The sequence below is a fragment of the Maritimimonas sp. 2205BS37-2 genome (assembly GCF_056591755.1).
In genome coordinates, this window is the sequence record NZ_JBWQOI010000002.1 from 649545 (window position 1) to 669383 (window position 19839).

Genomic DNA, 19839 nt, shown 5'->3' on the forward strand with positions numbered 1-19839 from the left:
CCAAAAGGCTGGTTTTTTATTTATGAGTTTTCATTTCTTCAAGTTTCCTAGCCTTTTATCCAAGCATTTCTCAACTTAACTTGTGCTTCACTTGTATTTTCTTTTGGGTTGAGTTTTTTCCCTTTTGTATAAGATTGTGTTAACGTAGTTTTAATTGGTATTTCTGTACCTTCTCTATCTAGAACTACCTCAACTTCTTGCCCAGGTTGCCATCCAAAAACTTGCCCAATCACTTGGTTCGCATTTTGCAACGTAACCTCAGTTCCATTAACCGTCTTAATAATATCTTTTGGTTTTACACCCTGCTCGTTCCAAAAACTATTATTTGCCACTAAGTCGTTAAAATAAATTTTACCCTTTTCTTGATCTCCTGCAAAAATTAGTGCTCCAGCATTTTGAACATAGTTCGTTTTAACCTTAGATTCTTTAACCTCTAAGCCTACTTTATTAAAAAACTGATTATAATCAATTGGAGTTTCACCAATTACATGAGTTGTAAAGAATTGTCCTATTGACGGATAGGTCATGGCTACTATCTCTTCTATGATCTTATCATCTTCAAAGGGCTTATTCTTTCCATATTTTAGTGATAATTCTTTCATTAAGCTTAAAACTCCTCTATTCCCATCACTTTCTTCTCTCATTAAAATATCCAAACACATACCGATTAAAGCTCCTTTTTGATATACGTTACCATAATTATCGGCATTTTCTTTCTCAAGAATATTCTCACTCATTTTGGTAAAACTCAATGCATCATTATACCCTAAAGATGAGTTTATTTTATTCATCACTTTCGTATAAAATTCATCTTCCGAAACTAAATCTTGATTGATTTGAAATAATGTGGCAAAGTATTCAGTCATTCCTTCATACATCCATAAATGTTTAGAAAAAGTTGGTTGGTTGTAATCAAAATAGTGAACATCTTCTGAGTGCACACTCAATGGTGTTACAATGTGAAAAAACTCATGCGAAACTATGTCTACTAAACTTTTAGCAAGTGCCTGATCGGGCATAGATTCTGGCATTACCACTACTGTAGAAGTATGGTGTTCTAGGGCTCCAAATTTTGTTGGTGCATCTTTATCACCTCTCGCCAAATAAACATAAATATCATAACGTGGTGTACTATTAACGTCACCCAAATATGCTTTTTGAGCTTTCATCATGGTATATATGGTCTCTTTTAAAGAGGCTGCCGAATGTTTTTTGTTCGGTGAATAAACACTCAAAACAATTTTAATGTCGCCTACCTGAAATTCTTCAACCGTTAAATTACCATACATCATCGGGTTATCAGTTATATCGAAATATCGCTGAGCGAAATAGTTTGAAGTCATTGACTTTCCATCTTCACTCGTTGTAGTGCCAACTTGTTGTAATGCTGAAGTTCGAACGAAATCTGCAGGTGCATTAACCCCTAGTTTGTATTGATTATTCTTTAAAGAATCAAAATAACCAATAAAACCATGTAGGTTCAACACATAATTATCCGGCTCAATATTTGTGCCCGCCATTGAATAAGGTGTGGTTATTTCCTTATTATTTTCAACATCAAAGGTGTCATTTACCAAATATGTAATCTGGTCTAAACTTGTAGCATTTGGGATTTTCCAAGTATTGGTGGCTATTTTTTCTGTTGCTATCTCATTTCCCTCATAGTCAAATGCTTTAAAATCGTCTATAAAATATCCGAAATCACTAACCTCATAGGTGCCTTGAACTACTTTAGGCAAGCGATAGGTTACAGTATCGATAGTAAAACGCCCAGGGTTAATGGACACGGGAACTTTATCATTGGCAACTTTAGTTAGGTCGATAAAAGACGTTATGGGTAGTTGTGTAGCTAAATCATTTGGTGCTGCTGTTTTCACACTACTGCAACTTATTAAAATAGCTACTAGTGATGCCAACATCATTACTTTTCTCATTTTATAAAATTTTTAATTTTATAATTAGTAGCTGAAATGCAAATTATGTTACAATTTTTAACGAATGGATTACGATAATCCAGAAATGACACCATCGTTATCTATGGTCATATTTTCTGAAGCCGGCTGTCCTGGCAAGCCTGGCATACGCATCATTTTTCCGAGTATAGGTATTAAAAACTGAGCTCCGGCTGCGATTTCTATTTCTCTTACAGTTACTTTAAATCCAGAAGGGCGCCCTATTAGTTTTTCATTATCAGAAAATGACTTTTGTGTCTTTGCCATACAGATAGCAAAATCATTAAACCCTAAACGGTCTATTCGTTTTAGGTTTAATCTAGCTCTATTATCAAAAACTACACCATCGGCACCATAAATCTCATTAGCGATCTTTTCGATTTTTTCAACTACCGGCGATTTCCAATCATATAAAGGTTTAAATACTGTTGATTTATTTTCAACAACATCTACCACCGCTCTAGCCAAATCTTGCGTTCCATTTCCTCCTTCTGCCCATCCTTTAGAGACTACTGCATGCACTCCTAAAGATTTGCATTTATCAATTACAAAATCTACTTCCTCTTGAGAATCACTGATAAAATTATTAATGGCCACAACCGGCTCAATATTAAACTTTCTAATGTTCTCAATATGCTTTTCAAGATTTTCAAAGCCATTTTTTACGCGTTCAACACTTGGTGTATTGTATTCATCTTTTGGCGAACCTCCATGATGACGCAATGCTCTAATTGTTGCAACTAATACCACACATTTCGGATTTAACTTGGCGTAAGCAGATTTAATATTTAAAAACTTTTCGGCACCAAGATCCGCTCCGAAACCAGCTTCGGTCACCACATAATTTGATAATGATAAGCCCATCTTAGTTGCAATAATTGTATTCGTTCCCTGCGCAATATTAGCAAAAGGGCCACCATGTATAATTGCCGGATTGCCTTCAAGCGTTTGTACTAAATTTGGCTTAATAGCATCCTTCAACAGAATAGCCATTGCATTTTCGGCTTTAAGATCTCTAGCAAAAATTGGTTTTTTATCAAAAGTAAACCCTACAAAAATATCACCCAATCGCTTTTTTAGGTCATCAAAATCTTTTGCCATACAAAGAATTGCCATTACTTCAGAGGCCGGTGTAATATTAAAACCATCCTCACGCGGAACACCGTTTGAAATACCACCAAGGCCAATTGTAATTTCTCGCAAAGCCCTGTCATTCATGTCAATAACACGTTTCCAAACAATTGTTCTAGGGTCAATTCCTAAATTATTAACCTTGCTTTGTAAATTATTATCTATTAGCGCAGACAGCAAGTTGTTGGCTTTTTCAACTGCATTAAAATCTCCAGTAAAATGGAGGTTGATATCTTCCATTGGAACAACTTGAGAATAACCTCCTCCGGCTGCACCTCCTTTTATACCAAAAACAGGACCCAACGATGGCTCACGAAGCACTACAGTTGCTTGTTTACCAATTTTATTTAGCCCCTCATTTAGCCCAATAGAAACTGTTGTTTTCCCCTCACCGGCTGGCGTTGGTGTTAATGCAGTTACTAATACCAAATTATTTTGGCTGATCTTTTCTTCATTTATCAATCGAATAGGAAGCTTTGCTTTATATTTTCCGAAAAGAATAAGATCATCTTCATCTACATTAATTTTAGCAGCCACTTCTTTAATGTGCTGCATTTTATTTTGTTGTGCAATTTCAATATCGGTAAGGTGGGCCATTTTGAAGAATTTAAGAGTGCTAATATACTAAAATTTACATCTAAGAATTTTAAGAATGAACATGGTAAAATCAATTATTTCCTAAGATTTTTGACTTAAGAAGCTGAAAAAGAAAAAAGTGCAAAACAATTGGCTATTCATTATCGAAATACTATATTTGCGCGTTAATTACAAATTGAAGATTTTTTAAACAGAAAAGAGAATGCAGAACAAAGGACTCATAAGAACATTAGCCATAATTTTTGGATTAATTTGTGTGTATTATTTATCATTTACTTGGGTAAATAACACTATAAATGATGATGCAAAGGCTTATGCAAATGGTAATGCTCAACAAGAACAAGCATATTTAGATTCGGTAGCTAATTTACCCATAGCTAATTATGGATTTACAAAATATACGGGTAAAGAAGTTAGAGATCGTGCTATCAATTTAGGTTTAGACCTTAAAGGAGGAATAGACGCCACTTTAGAAGTATCTGTAAGAGATATTTTAGCTGGACTTTCTAATCAATCTAAAAACCCAGTTTTTAATAAAGCTTTAGCGGATGCTACAGAAGCTCAAAAAAATAGTGATGATGATTATCTAAATCTGTTCTTTGACACCTTTGCAAAAGCAAGTAATGGGTCGGTTCGCTTAAGTGACCCTACTATCTTTGGTAATAAATCTTTAAAGGATAAGATAAACTTTAAAATGTCTGATGACGAGGTTAAGCCTCTTTTAAGAGAAGAGGTTAAAGGTTCAATCAGCACTGCATTTGAGGTATTACGTAATCGTATTGACCGTTTTGGTGTTACCTCACCAAGCATTCAACAAATAGGCGAATCGGGTAGAATTTCAATTCAGTTACCTGGAGCGAAAGATATTGATCGTGTAAAGAAATTATTGACAGGTATTGCTAAGTTAGAGTTTTGGGAAGTTTTTGAAAATACCGAAACTTCAAACTTCTTTATTCAGGCAAACACAAGATTAGCAGAGATATTAAAGGATCAAGCTCCTGAAGAAGAGCAGGATACTACAATTTCTAAAGATGCAGAGATCGATGAATTATTAGGTGAAGTTCAAGACTCTATAGACACAAAAGCCGCAAACCCTTTGTTTTCTATTTTCTACCCTAGTATTCCACAAAATCAACAACAAAGAAGTTCTGCAGTTGGTTATGCGAGCGTGAAAGATACAGCTACAGTAAACGAGTACTTAGCTATGAAAGAAGTACGCGCTTTACTTCCTTCAAATATGACCTATGCAAAGTTCTTATGGGAAGCAAAACCTATTGAAGATTCTGAAGTAATCAATCTATATGCAATAAAATCAAATAGAGAAGATGAAGCTCCTATTAATGGTGACGTAGTTTCTGATGCTAGTCAAGTATTTGATCAATTAGGAATCAATCCTGAGGTTACCATGAACATGAATAGTAAAGGAACTAAGCAATGGGGCCGCATGACTGAAGAGAACGTTGGAAAATTTGTTGCTGTGGTTTTAGATAACTTAGTTTATTCTGCTCCAAACGTAAACGAACCTATTCCTAACGGAAGAACGTCAATTTCTGGTAATTTCACAATTGATGAAGCACAAGATTTAGCAAATGCTTTAAAGTCTGGTAAGCTACCGGCAGGTGCTCGCATACTAGAATCATCTGTTGTTGGTCCTTCATTAGGTCAAGAATCAATAAACAATAGTTTTGTAGCATTTAGCATTGCGCTCGTTCTGGTATTAATCTGGATGATCTTCTACTATGGTAAAGCAGGAATTTTTGCTGATATCGCTTTGGTATTAAACATTCTATTCATCTTTGGTGTACTAACTGCATTTAGTGCTGTATTAACACTTCCAGGTGTTGCCGGTATTATCATTACCATTGGTATGGCAGTAGATGCCAACGTAATTATTTATGAACGAATTAAAGAGGCTTTAAGCAGAGGAAAAGTATTAAAAGAGGCTATTGTTGAAGGGTTTAGTGTAAAAGGTGCTTTATCTGCCATTATTGATGCCAACGTAACTACTTTCTTAACTGGTTTTATCTTGTACGTTTTTGGTTCAGGTCCTATTAGAGGTTTCGCTACAACTTTAATGATAGGTATTGCTACATCTTTAGTATCTGCAGTATTTATTACTCGATTATTGGTTGATTGGTATGCCAATAAAGACTATGGCATGACCTTCAATACAAACATTACCAAAGGGTGGTTCCAAAATATTAATGTTGAGTTTTTAAAGAAAAGAAAATTAGCTTATATCATTTCTGGTATAGTTATTATTATAGGTTTAGCTTCCATGTTTACTCAAGGTTTTAACCAAGGTGTAGATTTTAAAGGTGGTAGAACGTATACTGTTCGTTTTGATCAACCAGTAAGCGCTACTGAAGCAAGAACTTCTTTAAAAGAGGTATTTGGTGATGCTCCAGAAGTAAAAACATATGGAGGTTCTAATCAATTAAAGATAACAACTGATTATAAAGTTGAAGATAATGATATCGCAGTAAGTGATGAAATTCAAGAATTATTATTTAATGGATTACAAACATACTTACCTGACGGAACTACCTTAACAAACTTTAAAGTAGGTACAGAAGAAACTGCAGATAAGATAGGTATTATGAAATACTTAGAAGTTGGACCGACCATTGCCGATGATATTAAGCAAAAAGCCATTTGGGCAATTATAGGATCATTAATCGTGGTATTCTTATATATCTTATTACGATTTAGAAAGTGGCAATATAGTTTAGGCGCCGTTGCAGCTGTTTTCCACGATGTATTAATTGTATTAACAATCTTTACATTATTCTGGAAAGTACTACCATTTGATATGGAGATTGGTCAATCATTCATTGCAGCACTTTTAACCGTAGTTGGTTATTCATTGAATGATACCGTGGTAATTTTTGACCGAATTAGAGAGTTTGCAGACAAGCACACCACATGGCCATTTGCAAAGACTGTAAATAGTGCTTTGAGCACAACATTAGGTAGAACCATCAATACATCATTAACCACTTTAATTGTATTGTTATCTATCTTCATTTTTGGAGGTGATTCTATTAAAGGATTCATGTTCGCCATGATTGTTGGTGTAATAGTAGGTACCTATTCATCATTATTTATTGCTTCTCCAATTATGTATGATACTACTACTAAGTTGACAAAAAAGAAGTAATCTAAACTAAAATTTATGACGAACCGTTTTGTATATACTGTTAATACAGTGATTCAAAACGGTTTGATTTTTTTAGAAATATGAACAGTGTAAAACTTCACGATAAATATTTTAAGCCCTTTATTTCAGCTAAGCAAATTGCTGAAACTGTAAATAGAATGGCTGAGCGCATAAAAAGTGATCTCAATGGCGAAATACCCCTTTTTGTAGGTATTATGAATGGATCATTTGTATTTGCCGCTGATTTTATACGTTTATATAAAGGAAATTGTGAAGTTTCATTTGTAAAGCTCGCTTCGTATAAAGGCGAAAATTCAACAGGAGCAGTTAAACAACTTATTGGCATAGATGAAAATCTAGAAGGCAAAACTGTTGTCATTCTCGAAGATATTATCGATACAGGTACTACCTTAGAAGAGATTTATGATATTTTTAGAAATCAAAAAGTAAAACAATTAAAAATAGCGACGCTTTTCTTTAAACCTGATGTTTTTCGTAAAGGGCTCCCAGTAGATTACATTGGTATTTCGGTACCTGATAAATTTATTGTTGGTTATGGATTAGATTATGATGGTTTAGGGAGAAACTTAAAAAGCGTTTATCAACACACAACACAAACAATGACAAACATCGTATTATTTGGCCCCCCAGGAGCTGGAAAAGGAACTCAAGCTGATATTTTAAAAGATAAATATAACTTGGTACACATCTCAACTGGTGTAGTTTTTAGACAAAATATTAAGAACGAAACAGAACTTGGGCAATTAGCCAAAAAATATATTGATGCTGGAGATTTAGTGCCCGATGAGGTAACCATCAATATGTTGAAAGCAGAAGTAGATAAGAATCATGATGCAAACGGATTTATTTTCGACGGTTTCCCAAGAACAGAAGACCAAGCGATGGCATTAGATGCGTTTTTATCGGAAAAAGGTGAAAGTATTAATGGGATGATCGCTCTTGAAGTACCTGAAGACTTATTGGTTGAACGTTTATTAGAACGTGGTAAAACAAGTGGTCGTTCAGACGATACCGACGAAGATAAAATTAGAAACCGCTTCAACGAATACAACACTAAAACTGCTATTTTACAGCACTATTATGAAGCTCAAAATAAATACTTTGGGGTAAATGGTGTTGGCAGCATTGAAGAAATTACTGAACGATTAAGTAAAGCGATTGGCGAGCTTTAATTAGAAGATTTCTATTCTAAAGCAGAAATAATAAAAGATAAATGACTGAGGGCAATTTTGTAGACTTTATAAAGATTTTTGCATCTTCTGGAAAAGGAGGTAAAGGCTCAGTGCATTTACATCGCGAAAAATACATTCAAAAAGGAGGACCTGATGGTGGCGATGGTGGTCGTGGAGGTCATATAATTGTTCGTGGTAATAAAAATATGTGGACGCTCTTCCACATGAAATTCAAAAAACACTTTAAGGTTGAACATGGTGGCGATGGTAGTAAAAATCGTAGTACCGGTAAGGATGGTGAAGATATCTATATTGATGTTCCGTTAGGAACTATTGTTCGGGATGGAGAAACCAATGAACAAATCTTCGAAATAACCGAAGATAAGCAAGAGAAGATATTGGTTGAAGGCGGTATGGGCGGTCGTGGTAATTGGCATTTTAAGTCATCTACTAACCAAACACCTAGATACGCACAACCCGGAATTCCTGGGCAAGAAGGTTGGTTTCAATTAGAATTAAAAATACTCGCCGATGTAGGCTTGGTAGGGTTTCCGAATGCCGGAAAATCTACACTCTTATCTGTAATAACAGCTGCTAAACCTAAGATTGCTGATTATGCTTTCACAACTTTAAAACCCAATTTGGGTATTGTTGAATATCGTGATTTTCAAAGTTTTGTAATGGCCGATATTCCAGGAATTATAGAAGGTGCTGCGGAAGGAAAAGGTTTGGGTCATCGTTTCTTACGCCATATTGAACGTAATTCCGCCTTATTGTTTTTAATACCCGCAGATTCTGCTGATATTTCTAAAGAGTATGATATTCTTTTAAACGAATTAGAAAAGCATAATCCTGAACTTTTGGATAAAGATCGACTCTTGGCGATTTCGAAATCAGATATGCTTGATGATGAGTTAATAGAGGAAATAGAAAAAGAACTTCCTAATGAAATTGATCACCTATTCATATCTTCTGTTGCTCATTCCGGCTTAACCGAATTAAAAGATAAATTGTGGCAAATGCTTAATTCTGAAGTTAAGTAGCTCTACAATAGTAGTTTATCAAAAAATAAAATAAATCAAAAAAACACATTCTATTGAATTTCAATAGACTACCTTTGCACTTTATTAATATTTTATTTTTTTATTATGGGTAGAGGTACCGTAAAATTTTTTAATGACTCTAAAGGATTTGGATTCATTACCGAAGAAGAATCTGGCAAAGAGCATTTTGTTCATGTGTCTGGTTTGATTGATGATATTCGTGAAGGAGACAATGTAGAATTCGATCTAACAGAAGGAAGAAAAGGGTTAAACGCAGTAAACGTAAAAGTATTATAATATTTTAAATTACCGTTTTTCAATTAAAAAAGTCTATCATTTACTTGATAGGCTTTTTTTATTTTTATAAGTTAGTATCTTACCTTATCAATTAATCGATCATGAGTAAGGACTTCAACAACCCTGCCTTTAAAAAATTATTACAAAAACTTCAAGAAGAAAGCTGGCAACTAGAATTACTTATTTCTGGTTTTGCTATTTTTGGTTTATTCTCTGCTTGGGATCCGGTAGAAATAGTCATTAAAGAAGCACAAAGTAATGATCAGATCTACAGAGGTTTAATTTTTACGTTCCTAAGGGTATCAATCGCCATTTTACTTTTTAATCTTCTATTACATGTCATCTTACGCGGGCTTTGGATTGGCGCTTTAGGACTTAGGTATGTATCTGGCGATATAAATTATGACGAATTAAAATATAGTGAGAAATTCACCAAATACCTTAGCAAAAAAATTGGTTCTTTCGACAAATACATAGCGACACTCGAAAACTATTGTAGTGTAATATTTGCTATTTCATTCTTATTAATATTCTATGTGCTGGCTTTTGCATTTACCATCATTACATTGGTCGCCATAATTAAATACACCTTAGATAATGACAACTTGCCCGATTGGTTGGGAAAAGGTATTGGTATACCGCTAGTTTTACTACTCATTTTAGGTATATTTCTAACTTTTATAGATTTTTTAACCCAAGGCTTTTTAAAGCGTAAAAAATGGATTTCGAAGATTTATTTTCCGTTTTACTGGTTATTTAGCTTTGTAACCTTATCATTTTTATATAGACCTTTGGTCTATAATTTTCTTGACAATAAATTTGGAAGGCGTTTGAGCTTTTTATTGGTTCCTATCTATATTCTTTTACTAGTTATCACATCAATTGAGCATCGCCAGTCTAACTATTTTGATAAGTCAAATAATTCTACCGAGTACTTTGCAAATTATCAGAACTATGAAGATATGTTAACAGAAGAGGGACAGTTTATAAAAACAGCCGCTATTCCATCCAAGACCATTAAAGATGCTCATCTTAAAATTTTTATAGTTTTTTCCGATCGAATTGAAAATAGAATGTTTTCTCGCAACAAAGGCTTAAAGCCTGAAAAAGATAAAAGAGGGTTGAACACAAATATTGTATTTACTAACTCTTCCATAAACGTAAGAAAGCGAGATAGCTTAAAAAGAGAATATCTCAAAACATTTAACAACACCTATAAGATTTACATAGATAGTATTCAATATAAATCTAACTTTATTTTAGGAGAAAGCCGCACTAAAGAATTCGGTTTTGAGTCGTATATCAGCATCAAGGAGTTGTCAGAAGGCAAACATATCTTACGCCTTAAAAGAGACAGCTTTAGAGAAAAAGATACGGTTGAAGTGAGTTTTACCACCATTCCTTTTTGGTATTTTAAAGAATAGAACTATACTAAAAACCAATTCATGTATTCCAAACCAACACTACTTTTAGACGAAAGCAAATGCAAAGCCAATATTAAAAAAATGGCCGACAAAGCCAAAAGGAATAATGTTGATTTTAGACCACATTTTAAAACGCATCAATCTCTAGAAATAGGCGAATGGTTTCGAGAATTAGGTGTAACTAAAATTACCGTTTCGTCATTAGAAATGGCAAAATATTTTGCCGATGATGGATGGAACGATATAACAGTTGCATTTCCTATAAATATTTTAGAGATAAATACGATTAATAATTTAGCATCTAATATAAATCTGAATATTTTACTCGAATCATCTGAAGCAACCAAAATAATAGATACCAAATTAGAATTTAAAGTAAATGCCTTTGTGAAAATTAATATTGGTAATAATCGCGCCGGATTAGCACCTAACGATATTGAAGGTATTTCAACCTTACTTAGGCAAATACAAGAATCAAAAAATATTACACTAAAAGGATTTTTAGGCCATGCAGGGCAAAGCTATCAATGTAGATCGCAACAAGAAATTGAGAATGTTCATAATGAAAGCATCTCGAAAATAATGAAATTAAAGCACCATTTTGAAAACCAATATCCAAACATTATTGTATCAATTGGAGATACACCCACTTGTTCTGTGGCTAACGACTTTTCTATGATTGATGAAATGCGTCCCGGAGTATTTGTTTTTTATGATATTATGCAATTACAAATTGGTTCCTGTACTATTGATGAAATTGCCACTGCAATTGCCTGCCCAATTGTCGCCATTCATAAAGAAATAGGTGAAATACTAATTTATGGAGGCAGTATTCATTTTGCTTCAGATATTTTAACCAAGTTAGATGGCACTCGTACTTACGGCAGTATACTTAGTGAGGATGAAAACGGTTGTTCGAAAATTGTTGAGAACGTATTTGTAAAAAAAATCTCACAAGAGCATGGCGTAATTAGTGCTTCAAAGAAATTTATCGAATCTGTTTCTGTAGGAGATCTTTTAAAGGTCATACCTGTTCATATTTGTACCGCAGCTAATATGTTTGATAACTATACTATCTTAAATGGTAGAAAAATCAGTAGATTTCGTTTTTAGAAATTTAAAAAAGTAAGACTATTGAAAAAATCAAAAGACAAATTCTCTAAACAGTCTTCATTCTATAAAAAATTTAGGCCACATTACCCTTTAGAACTATACCAATATATATTATCTTTTGTTGATGAAAAAAGCAATTGTTGGGATTGCGGAACCGGTAACGGACAAGTAGCATCTGTATTGGCAAGTCATTTTGAAAATGTTTATGCAACCGATTTAAGTGAAAATCAACTCAAGAATGCCATAAAAAAAGAGAATGTTTTTTATTCAGTTCAACGTGCCGAACAAACAAATTTTCGAGATGGTTCTTTTGATTTAATTACTGCAGCTCAAGCGATTCATTGGTTTGACTTTCAATTTTTCACTCAAGAGGTAAAACGGGTACTTAAACCTAAGGGGACTTTAGCCATTTGGGGATATGGATTATTAAATATTCGTCCTGAAATAGATGAAATTATCAACTCTTTTTATACAAAAACCATCGGTTCTTATTGGAATGATGAACGCAAACATATTGACAATAAATATCAATCTATAGAACTAGATCTTTACGAATTAGAAGTGAAGCAATACTTTTCTATCAATACCCAATGGTCACTAAGTCATTTAGAAGGATATCTAAATTCTTGGTCTAGCGTGCAGAACTACATCGATGCAAGGGGTAAAAATCCAATTCCAACTGTAATTCAACAATTAACCCCTTTTTGGAAGGAAACTGTAGAAACAGTTAGTTTTCCAATTTTCTTAAGAATCTTTAAAACTTAATTAGTTTTCCTAACTTTAAGCTCCATAATTTATACACCATGCGTAGCTTATTATTTTTATTTATTTTCCTTATTACCTCTTTACAAGCACAACAGAAAACACCCTTTAAAAATCTGGATGTTTTTGAATTAGAGTGGGCTCAAAACCCTCAAATTTCACCTGATGGTACTAAAATTGTCTATCAACGAAGTGGATTTGACATTATGAATGACAAGCGTATTTCTCGCTTGTGGATATTAGATACTAACGGGCAGAATCATACAAAGCTTACCAATAATGATGTAAATGAATCAAACGCTAAATGGTCTCCTGATGGCTCTAGGATAGCCTTTACAAGCAGTACTAAAAATGGCTCTGAAATATTTGTGTATTGGTTAAGAACTAACAAAATAGCACGATTGACACAATTAGAAAAATCGCCAAGTGCTTTAACCTGGTCTCCAAATGGAAAATACATTGCATTTACTATGAAAGTAGATAGCAAACAACCTACATTAGTAAAACCTCCTAAAAAACCAAAAGGAGCGAAATGGGCCGATCATCCAAGAGTAACCACGCGATTAAAATATGAAGCAGATGGTTCTGGTTATACCAAACCAGGGTATCGGCATTTATTTATGATCAATGCAGAAGGAGGGTCAGCTAGGCAAATTTCTAATGGAAACCTTAATTATGGCGTTCCAAAGTGGTCAAAAGATGGTAAATCCCTCTTTTTTAGTGGAAATCATAATCCAAATTGGGAATATGAAACACGCAATTCTGAAATCTACACTCTAGATATTATAAATGGAAAAGTAAACCCATTGACCAATAGAAATGGTCCTGACTTTGGTCTTGCCATATCGCCAAATGGAAAACATATAGCTTACTTGGGTTATGATGATAAGATTCAAACTTATCAGGTAAATAAGATTTACTTTATGAATATTGATGGCTCAAATAAAAAGACTATCAATGTTAATTTAGACCGTGGTAAATCAAACCTAAAATGGAGCTCAGATGGAAAAGGCCTGTATTTTACTTATGACGACCAAGGAAATACTAAAATTGCCTATACAACGCTTTCTGGAAAAATCACAAAAATAGCCGATAATCTGGGAGGTACCTCAATAGGTCGTCCATATGGTGGTGGCTCCTACTCTATTTCAAGTACAGGTAAAATTGCCTATACCTATACAACACCATATCATCCTGCTGAGATTGCAGTCCTTTCTAAAGGGCAAAAACCTAAATTAGTTCTAAACTTAAACGACGATATTTTATCTTTTAGAAAACTTGGTAAAACAGAAGAAATCTGGTACAATTCTTCTGTTGATGATAATAAAATTCAAGGATGGATTGTTTATCCGCCAAACTTTGATCCTTCAAAGAAATATCCACTCATGGTAGAAAATCATGGAGGCCCGATTTCAAATTATGGAGATCGTTTCTCCCCTGAAATTCAGCTATATGCTGCGGCTGGCTATGTTGTTTTTTATCCAAACCCAAGGGGAAGCACCAGCTATGGTGAAAAGTTCGGGAACCTACTATATCATAATTATCCGGGTGAAGATTATAACGATGTAATGGACGGTGTAGATGCGGTTATTGCTAAAGGGTATATTAACACCAATGAGTTGTACGTTACGGGGGGTAGCGCGGGTGGTATTATGACCGCCTGGGTGATCGGTAAGAATAATCGTTTTAAAGCTGCCGCAGTAGTAAAGCCCGTAATGAATTGGATTAGCAAGACCTTAGTGGCGGACAACTATTTCTATTATGCTGATTATCGTTATCCTGGACAACCATGGGAAAATTTTGAAACCTATTGGAAATTCTCGCCAGTCTCTCTTGTGGGTAAAATTAAAACGCCAACTTTGGTAATGGTGGGTACTGCAGACTTACGAACACCTCTTTCCGAGGCCAAGCAATTGTATGGCGCCTTAAAAATTAGAAAAATACCAACAGCGTTAGTTGAAATACCAGGAGCTTCTCATGGTATCGTTAGGCGCCCAAGCCAATTGATTACCAAAGTAGATCACATTTTGGCATGGTTTGAAAAATATAGAAATAAATAAATGGGAACATTTATTTGTTTACTTCGTGGTATTAATGTTAGTGGCCAAAAGAAGATAAAAATGGCGGAACTCAAGGCAGCTTTTGAAGCTTTAAGTTTTAAAGATGTTGTAACTTATATTCAAAGTGGCAATATTATTTTTAGATCCGATGAAAATGATTTAAAAAAACTAGAAAACATCATTCATCAGATGTTATTTAGTGATTTTGGTTTTAACGTTACCGTTATTATTTTGACTCCAGAAGACATAAAAGATGCTATAGTAAACAACCCTTTTGAAAAAGATACAACCAAAGATCCAAAAAAGTTTTATCTAGTATTCTTGCAAGAAAAACCTCTACAGAAAAACATAGATATACTGGCTACTTATGATTATAGTCCGGAAGAATATATTTTAGATGGTAAGGTTATTTATTTCTATGCTGCTAATGGGGCAGGTAATGCTAAAATGAGTAATAATTTTTTTGAAAGTAAGCTTAAAGTAAGAGCTTCATCACGCAATTGGAGAACAGTGAACAAGTTAGTAGAACTTTCTGATTAAATATACTACTTCTTCTGAGTTTAGATCTGAGCCTCATTAAAATGCAATTCTGAATCTCACATGGCGCCTAACAAAAGGTTAGGGATGTCATTTCGAAATGAGCATAGCGATTGAGAAATCTAGAAAAACAGATTTCTTATACCGAGGTTTCAGAATTAAAAGTAATGCTCTGTAAAGTTTGCTCAATGGTATCAAACTCAAACTCAAATCCCGCTTCTTTAATTTTATCATTGGTTAAGTACTGACTTTCTAATACCAGGTCAGACATGTAGCCCAATAATAACCTCATCATAAATGAAGGAACATTTGGCAACCATAAAGGCTTTTTTAATTGCTTTGCAATTGCCTTGGTCATTTGAGCGTTGGTAATCGGTTGAGATGACACCCCATTATAAATTCCCTTTAGATTATTTTCTACCACATATAAAAACAATCTTGCTAAATCTTTTACATGTATCCAAGATTGCCATTGCTTACCATCACCAATAGCCGAACCAAATCCTAATTTTATTGGTTTTATCATTTCAATCAAAGCACCTCCCTCTTTTGTTAAAACTATACCGATTCTAACTTTGCTAACAATCAGTTCTAATTCGCCAAGGGTATCAACTTCATCTTCCCATGCTTTAACTACCCTGCCTAAAAACTCGCTACTTACCAGCGTTTCTGTCTCTTCGTATTTTTTCGTGAATGAAGATGGATAAATACCTAATGCCGAAGCTGAGCAAAAATGCTTTACATGATGTTTATTCTTAGATAGTAATTCATACAAGACTTTAACCGAGTCTATCCTACTCTCTAATATTTCTCTTTTATACTTTTTAGTCCATCGCTTTGAAATACTCGCTCCTGCTAAATTTATAACAGTATCCACTCCATTAAGGCAATTCGTATCTATTTCCCCATTATTAGGGTTCCAATAAAATCCTTGATAATTATCTTGACTAACAATCTTAGATTTATTGGTGGTTAAATAATGAACTTTATAACCCTTAGCTAAACTTTGTTTAACAAGTTCGGTTCCAACCAATCCCGTTGCTCCGGTAATTAATAAATTCATGCTTTAAAGGAATCGTTGCATTATACTTTCAGCATTCAACCAAAAATAGATCACTAGCAAAAGTAAAATGATCAAAATCAATGAACGTTTATAATTAGGGCGCTTACGTTTCTTAAGTCGTTTAAATTCCATAGGTTCATAAAAATAGGTTCTGTAAAAATACATATAATCTTATTGCTAATTTAAGTATCTTTGTGCCCTTATTTTTAGTAGGACTTGAATGAAGAACATTCGTAATTTTTGCATCATTGCGCATATAGACCATGGTAAAAGTACCTTGGCAGATAGATTGTTGGAGTTTACCGGTACAATTACTGATCGTGAAAAGCAAGACCAACTTTTAGATGACATGGATCTTGAACGCGAGCGCGGTATTACCATTAAATCGCATGCCATACAAATGGATTATGAATATGAAGGAGAAAAATACATACTAAATCTTATTGACACTCCTGGTCATGTTGACTTCTCGTATGAAGTATCTCGTTCAATCGCTGCCTGTGAAGGTGCCTTATTAATTGTTGATGCCGCACAAAGTATACAAGCACAAACTATTTCAAATTTGTACTTAGCCTTAGAGAATGACCTAGAAATTATCCCGGTATTAAATAAGGTTGATTTACCAAGTGCAAATCCAGAAGAAGTAACTGATGACATTGTAGATTTATTAGGTTGCGATGCCTCGGAAGTTATTCCTGCCAGTGGAAAAACCGGATTTGGTGTTGAAAATATTTTAAAAGCTATTATTGATCGTGTCCCGTCTCCGAAAGGAAATCCTGATGAGCCATTACAAGCCTTAATTTTTGACTCAGTTTATAATCCTTATAGAGGTATAGAGACGTATTTTAGAGTTATGAATGGTGAGATTAAAAAAGGGCAGCGCATTAAGTTTATGGCAACCAACAATGAGTATTTTGCTGATGAAGTTGGTACTTTAAAACTTAAGCAAGAACCTAAACAAAACATTAAAACTGGTGATGTTGGATATTTAATTACTGGAATCAAAGCTGCCAGTGAGGTAAAAGTTGGTGACACTATTACTGATGCCAAAACCTCAACACAAAATGCGATTGAAGGTTTCGAAGATGTAAAACCTATGGTATTTGCTGGCATCTATCCGGTTGACACCGAAGATTATGAAGAACTTCGTGCTTCGATGGAAAAATTGCAATTGAATGATGCTTCATTAGTATTTCAACCCGAAAGTTCTGCTGCTTTAGGATTTGGTTTCCGCTGTGGATTCCTAGGAATGCTACACTTAGAAATTATTCAAGAACGTCTTGAGCGTGAATTTGATATGACTGTGATTACCACAGTACCTAACGTATCGTACCATGCTTATACTAACAAAGAACCTGATGAGTTAATCTTGGTAAATAATCCTAGTGATTTACCAGATCCATCAAAATTAAATAGAGTTGAAGAACCTTATATTAAGGCTTCAATTATTACAAAAGCCGATTTTATTGGGCCTGTAATGAGCTTATGTATAGAAAAACGTGGGCAGATTACTAACCAAACATATCTAACTCCAGAGCGTGTTGAGCTCAATTTTGATATGCCTTTAGCTGAGATAGTTTTCGATTTTTATGATCGCTTAAAAACGGTATCAAAAGGATATGCTTCATTTGATTATTCTCCTATTGGTATGCGTGCCTCTAAACTGGTGAAAGTTGATGTGCTATTAAATGGCCAAAATGTAGATGCCCTATCGGCATTACTACATGCTGATAATGCGTACAACATTGGTAAAAGAATGTGTGAAAAACTAAAAGAATTGATCCCGCGTCAACAATTTGACATCCCAATTCAAGCGGCCATTGGTTCTAAAATTATTTCTCGAGAAACTGTAAAAGCACTTCGAAAAGATGTAACTGCAAAGTGTTATGGTGGTGATATTTCTCGTAAACGTAAGCTTCTTGAAAAACAGAAAAAAGGGAAAAAACGGATGCGCCAGGTTGGAAATGTAGAAATTCCTCAGCAAGCATTTATGGCGGTACTAAAACTAAATGACTAAATAAATAGCACTGTCCAGCGAAAACGTTATCTTAAATTTTACGATTCGTTAAAACTTCGCGATGAAACATTTCGTAATTTTAGGGTATGCATATTACACATGTCAGTGCTGAATGTTACCCTATAGCTAAAGTTGGCGGATTAGCCGATGTTGTTGGTGCATTACCAAAGTACCAAAACAGTTTGAATGTAAAAAGCGAGGTTATTTTACCTTTTTATAAGAATGCATTTACGGCAGAAAATTCTTTCAGGTCTGTTTACGAATCTACATTAAATTTAGGAACTGAAACATATGAATATAAGGTCTTAGAGTTACTTAATAACACATTAGATTTTGATGTTTTCCTCATTGATCAACCCGATCTTTTGCATACGGATTATGTTTATTCTTATGATGATACTGATAGGTTTTTAGCATTTCAGATCGCCATACTTGATTGGATTACTGAATTAGAAAATAAACCTGATGTTATACATTGTCATGATCATCATACCGGATTAATTCCTTTTATGATGTCACAATCATACCGTTACGATGCACTTAGAAAAACACCATCGGTACTCACAATACACAATGCTCAATATCAGGGATGGTTCTCTCATGATCAAATCTATAAAATACCAGAATTTGATTTTTCTAATGTAGGTTTATTAGATTGGAATGGTAGTGTCAATCCATTAGCGGCAGGCATCAAATGTGCATGGCGCATTACTGCCGTTTCACCAAACTATATGGAAGAATTAAAATCTAATGCAAACGGTCTAGAGCATTTATTAAGCCATGAGAGTGCCAAAAGTATTGGAATTTTAAATGGTATAGATACCGCCGTATGGAATACAGAAACAGATACTTTCTTGCCAAAAAATTATTCTAAAAAAACGGTTCAATCTGGCAGAAAAACAAATAAAAAGTGGCTTTGTGATCATTTTGGTTTAGATATTAAAAAACCACTGTTCGCATTTATCGGGAGATTAGTTGGTGAAAAAGGTGCTGATCTTTTACCAGATATTATTAAACAGAGTTTAGATCAACATGACATTTCTTTTTTGATTTTAGGCTCCGGGCATGATGCTATTGAAAACCAATTAGAACAGTTAAAATCAAATGACCTAACTTCTTATAATGCATTTATCGGCTATGATGAAAAACTAGCACATATTATTTATGCTGGCGCAGATTTTTTATTAATGCCATCTCGTGTAGAGCCATGTGGTTTAAATCAGCTATATGCATTAAGATATGGCTGTGTACCCATTGTAACAGAAGTTGGAGGTTTAAAAGATACTGTTATAGATATCGACGCCAATGGTTTTGGGCTTGTGGTTAAAAAATTATCAGTAGAAAATATAGTTGCTGTTATTGGGCGTGCTACAAATTTCTATAGCAATCAACATTCTTTCAAAGAAAATCGTCAGCTAATAATGCAGATCGATCATTCTTGGAATGTATCAGCAAATGAATATATAAAACTTTATAAATTATTAAACTAA

14 protein-coding genes are annotated in these 19839 nt (G+C 34.2%); 11 read left to right on the top strand and 3 right to left on the bottom strand.

Features of this window, described 5'->3' with window-relative positions:
• Positions 1–47: 47 nt before the first annotated feature.
• Both AC1EUU_RS10370 and AC1EUU_RS10375 read right to left on the bottom strand, forming a co-directional pair.
• Complete coding sequence (locus tag AC1EUU_RS10370; RefSeq protein WP_480201351.1) at positions 48–1934, bottom strand: M61 family metallopeptidase; 1887 nt, start codon at positions 1932–1934, stop codon at positions 48–50.
• Between the two features lie 69 nt (positions 1935–2003).
• Positions 2004–3680 carry a formate--tetrahydrofolate ligase gene (locus tag AC1EUU_RS10375; RefSeq protein ID WP_480201352.1) on the bottom strand — a complete coding sequence of 559 codons (1677 nt, stop codon included), beginning with the start codon at positions 3678–3680 and terminating at the stop codon, positions 2004–2006.
• A 202-nt stretch (positions 3681–3882) separates the two neighbouring features.
• Here AC1EUU_RS10375 and secDF point away from each other — a divergent pair, with 202 nt between their 5' ends.
• The 9 genes from secDF to AC1EUU_RS10420 all read left to right on the top strand — a co-directional run bounded on the left by secDF (position 3883) and on the right by AC1EUU_RS10420 (position 15272).
• Positions 3883–6840 (top strand): protein translocase subunit SecDF, encoded by a 2958-nt coding sequence (gene secDF / locus AC1EUU_RS10380; RefSeq protein WP_480201353.1) that lies wholly within the window; start codon positions 3883–3885, stop codon positions 6838–6840.
• An 80-nt stretch (positions 6841–6920) separates the two neighbouring features.
• Positions 6921–8033, top strand: coding sequence for an adenylate kinase (locus AC1EUU_RS10385; RefSeq protein WP_480201354.1), 1113 nt, complete (start codon positions 6921–6923; stop codon positions 8031–8033).
• A 41-nt stretch (positions 8034–8074) separates the two neighbouring features.
• Positions 8075–9076, top strand: coding sequence for a GTPase ObgE (obgE, locus tag AC1EUU_RS10390; RefSeq protein WP_480201355.1), 1002 nt, complete (start codon positions 8075–8077; stop codon positions 9074–9076).
• A gap of 105 nt (positions 9077–9181) precedes the next feature.
• On the top strand, positions 9182–9373 hold the full coding sequence (locus tag AC1EUU_RS10395) for a cold-shock protein (protein ID WP_480201356.1): 192 nt from the start codon (positions 9182–9184) through the stop codon (positions 9371–9373).
• A gap of 101 nt (positions 9374–9474) precedes the next feature.
• The gene (locus tag AC1EUU_RS10400; RefSeq protein WP_480201357.1) at positions 9475–10797 is read left to right on the top strand and encodes a hypothetical protein; all 1323 of its coding nucleotides are present in this window, start codon (positions 9475–9477) and stop codon (positions 10795–10797) included.
• Positions 10798–10818: 21 nt separating this feature from the next.
• Positions 10819–11910 carry an alanine racemase gene (locus AC1EUU_RS10405; protein WP_480201358.1) on the top strand — a complete coding sequence of 364 codons (1092 nt, stop codon included), beginning with the start codon at positions 10819–10821 and terminating at the stop codon, positions 11908–11910.
• A 21-nt stretch (positions 11911–11931) separates the two neighbouring features.
• Positions 11932–12675 (top strand): class I SAM-dependent methyltransferase, encoded by a 744-nt coding sequence (locus AC1EUU_RS10410; RefSeq protein WP_480201359.1) that lies wholly within the window; start codon positions 11932–11934, stop codon positions 12673–12675.
• A 38-nt stretch (positions 12676–12713) separates the two neighbouring features.
• A complete protein-coding gene (locus tag AC1EUU_RS10415) occupies positions 12714–14732 on the top strand; it encodes a S9 family peptidase (protein ID WP_480201360.1) in 2019 nt (672 codons plus the stop codon).
• Positions 14733–15272, top strand: a complete 540-nt coding sequence (locus tag AC1EUU_RS10420) for a DUF1697 domain-containing protein (protein ID WP_480201361.1) — start codon at positions 14733–14735, stop codon at positions 15270–15272. It abuts the gene before it with no gap.
• A gap of 136 nt (positions 15273–15408) precedes the next feature.
• Here AC1EUU_RS10420 and AC1EUU_RS10425 read toward each other — a convergent pair whose 3' ends face one another.
• Positions 15409–16332 (bottom strand): TIGR01777 family oxidoreductase, encoded by a 924-nt coding sequence (locus AC1EUU_RS10425; RefSeq protein WP_480201362.1) that lies wholly within the window; start codon positions 16330–16332, stop codon positions 15409–15411.
• A gap of 220 nt (positions 16333–16552) precedes the next feature.
• On the opposite strand from AC1EUU_RS10425, the gene lepA reads away from it, so the two are divergent.
• Entirely contained in the window at positions 16553–18349 is a 1797-nt protein-coding gene (lepA, locus tag AC1EUU_RS10430) for a translation elongation factor 4 (protein WP_480201363.1), read from the top strand.
• Positions 18350–18435: 86 nt separating this feature from the next.
• Entirely contained in the window at positions 18436–19839 is a 1404-nt protein-coding gene (locus AC1EUU_RS10435; protein ID WP_480201364.1) for a glycogen synthase, read from the top strand.

Coding starts and splice junctions, on each gene's coding strand:
- AC1EUU_RS10425 (WP_480201362.1), bottom strand. CDS start 16,332: ATGAATTTATTAATTACCGGAGCAACGGGATTGGTTGGAACCGAACTT.
- lepA (WP_480201363.1), top strand. CDS start 16,553: ATGAAGAACATTCGTAATTTTTGCATCATTGCGCATATAGACCATGGT.
- AC1EUU_RS10395 (WP_480201356.1), top strand. CDS start 9,182: ATGGGTAGAGGTACCGTAAAATTTTTTAATGACTCTAAAGGATTTGGA.
- secDF (WP_480201353.1), top strand. CDS start 3,883: ATGCAGAACAAAGGACTCATAAGAACATTAGCCATAATTTTTGGATTA.
- AC1EUU_RS10435 (WP_480201364.1), top strand. CDS start 18,436: ATGCATATTACACATGTCAGTGCTGAATGTTACCCTATAGCTAAAGTT.
- AC1EUU_RS10375 (WP_480201352.1), bottom strand. CDS start 3,680: ATGGCCCACCTTACCGATATTGAAATTGCACAACAAAATAAAATGCAG.
- AC1EUU_RS10370 (WP_480201351.1), bottom strand. CDS start 1,934: ATGAGAAAAGTAATGATGTTGGCATCACTAGTAGCTATTTTAATAAGT.
- AC1EUU_RS10415 (WP_480201360.1), top strand. CDS start 12,714: ATGCGTAGCTTATTATTTTTATTTATTTTCCTTATTACCTCTTTACAA.
- AC1EUU_RS10400 (WP_480201357.1), top strand. CDS start 9,475: ATGAGTAAGGACTTCAACAACCCTGCCTTTAAAAAATTATTACAAAAA.
- AC1EUU_RS10405 (WP_480201358.1), top strand. CDS start 10,819: ATGTATTCCAAACCAACACTACTTTTAGACGAAAGCAAATGCAAAGCC.
- obgE (WP_480201355.1), top strand. CDS start 8,075: ATGACTGAGGGCAATTTTGTAGACTTTATAAAGATTTTTGCATCTTCT.
- AC1EUU_RS10420 (WP_480201361.1), top strand. CDS start 14,733: ATGGGAACATTTATTTGTTTACTTCGTGGTATTAATGTTAGTGGCCAA.
- AC1EUU_RS10385 (WP_480201354.1), top strand. CDS start 6,921: ATGAACAGTGTAAAACTTCACGATAAATATTTTAAGCCCTTTATTTCA.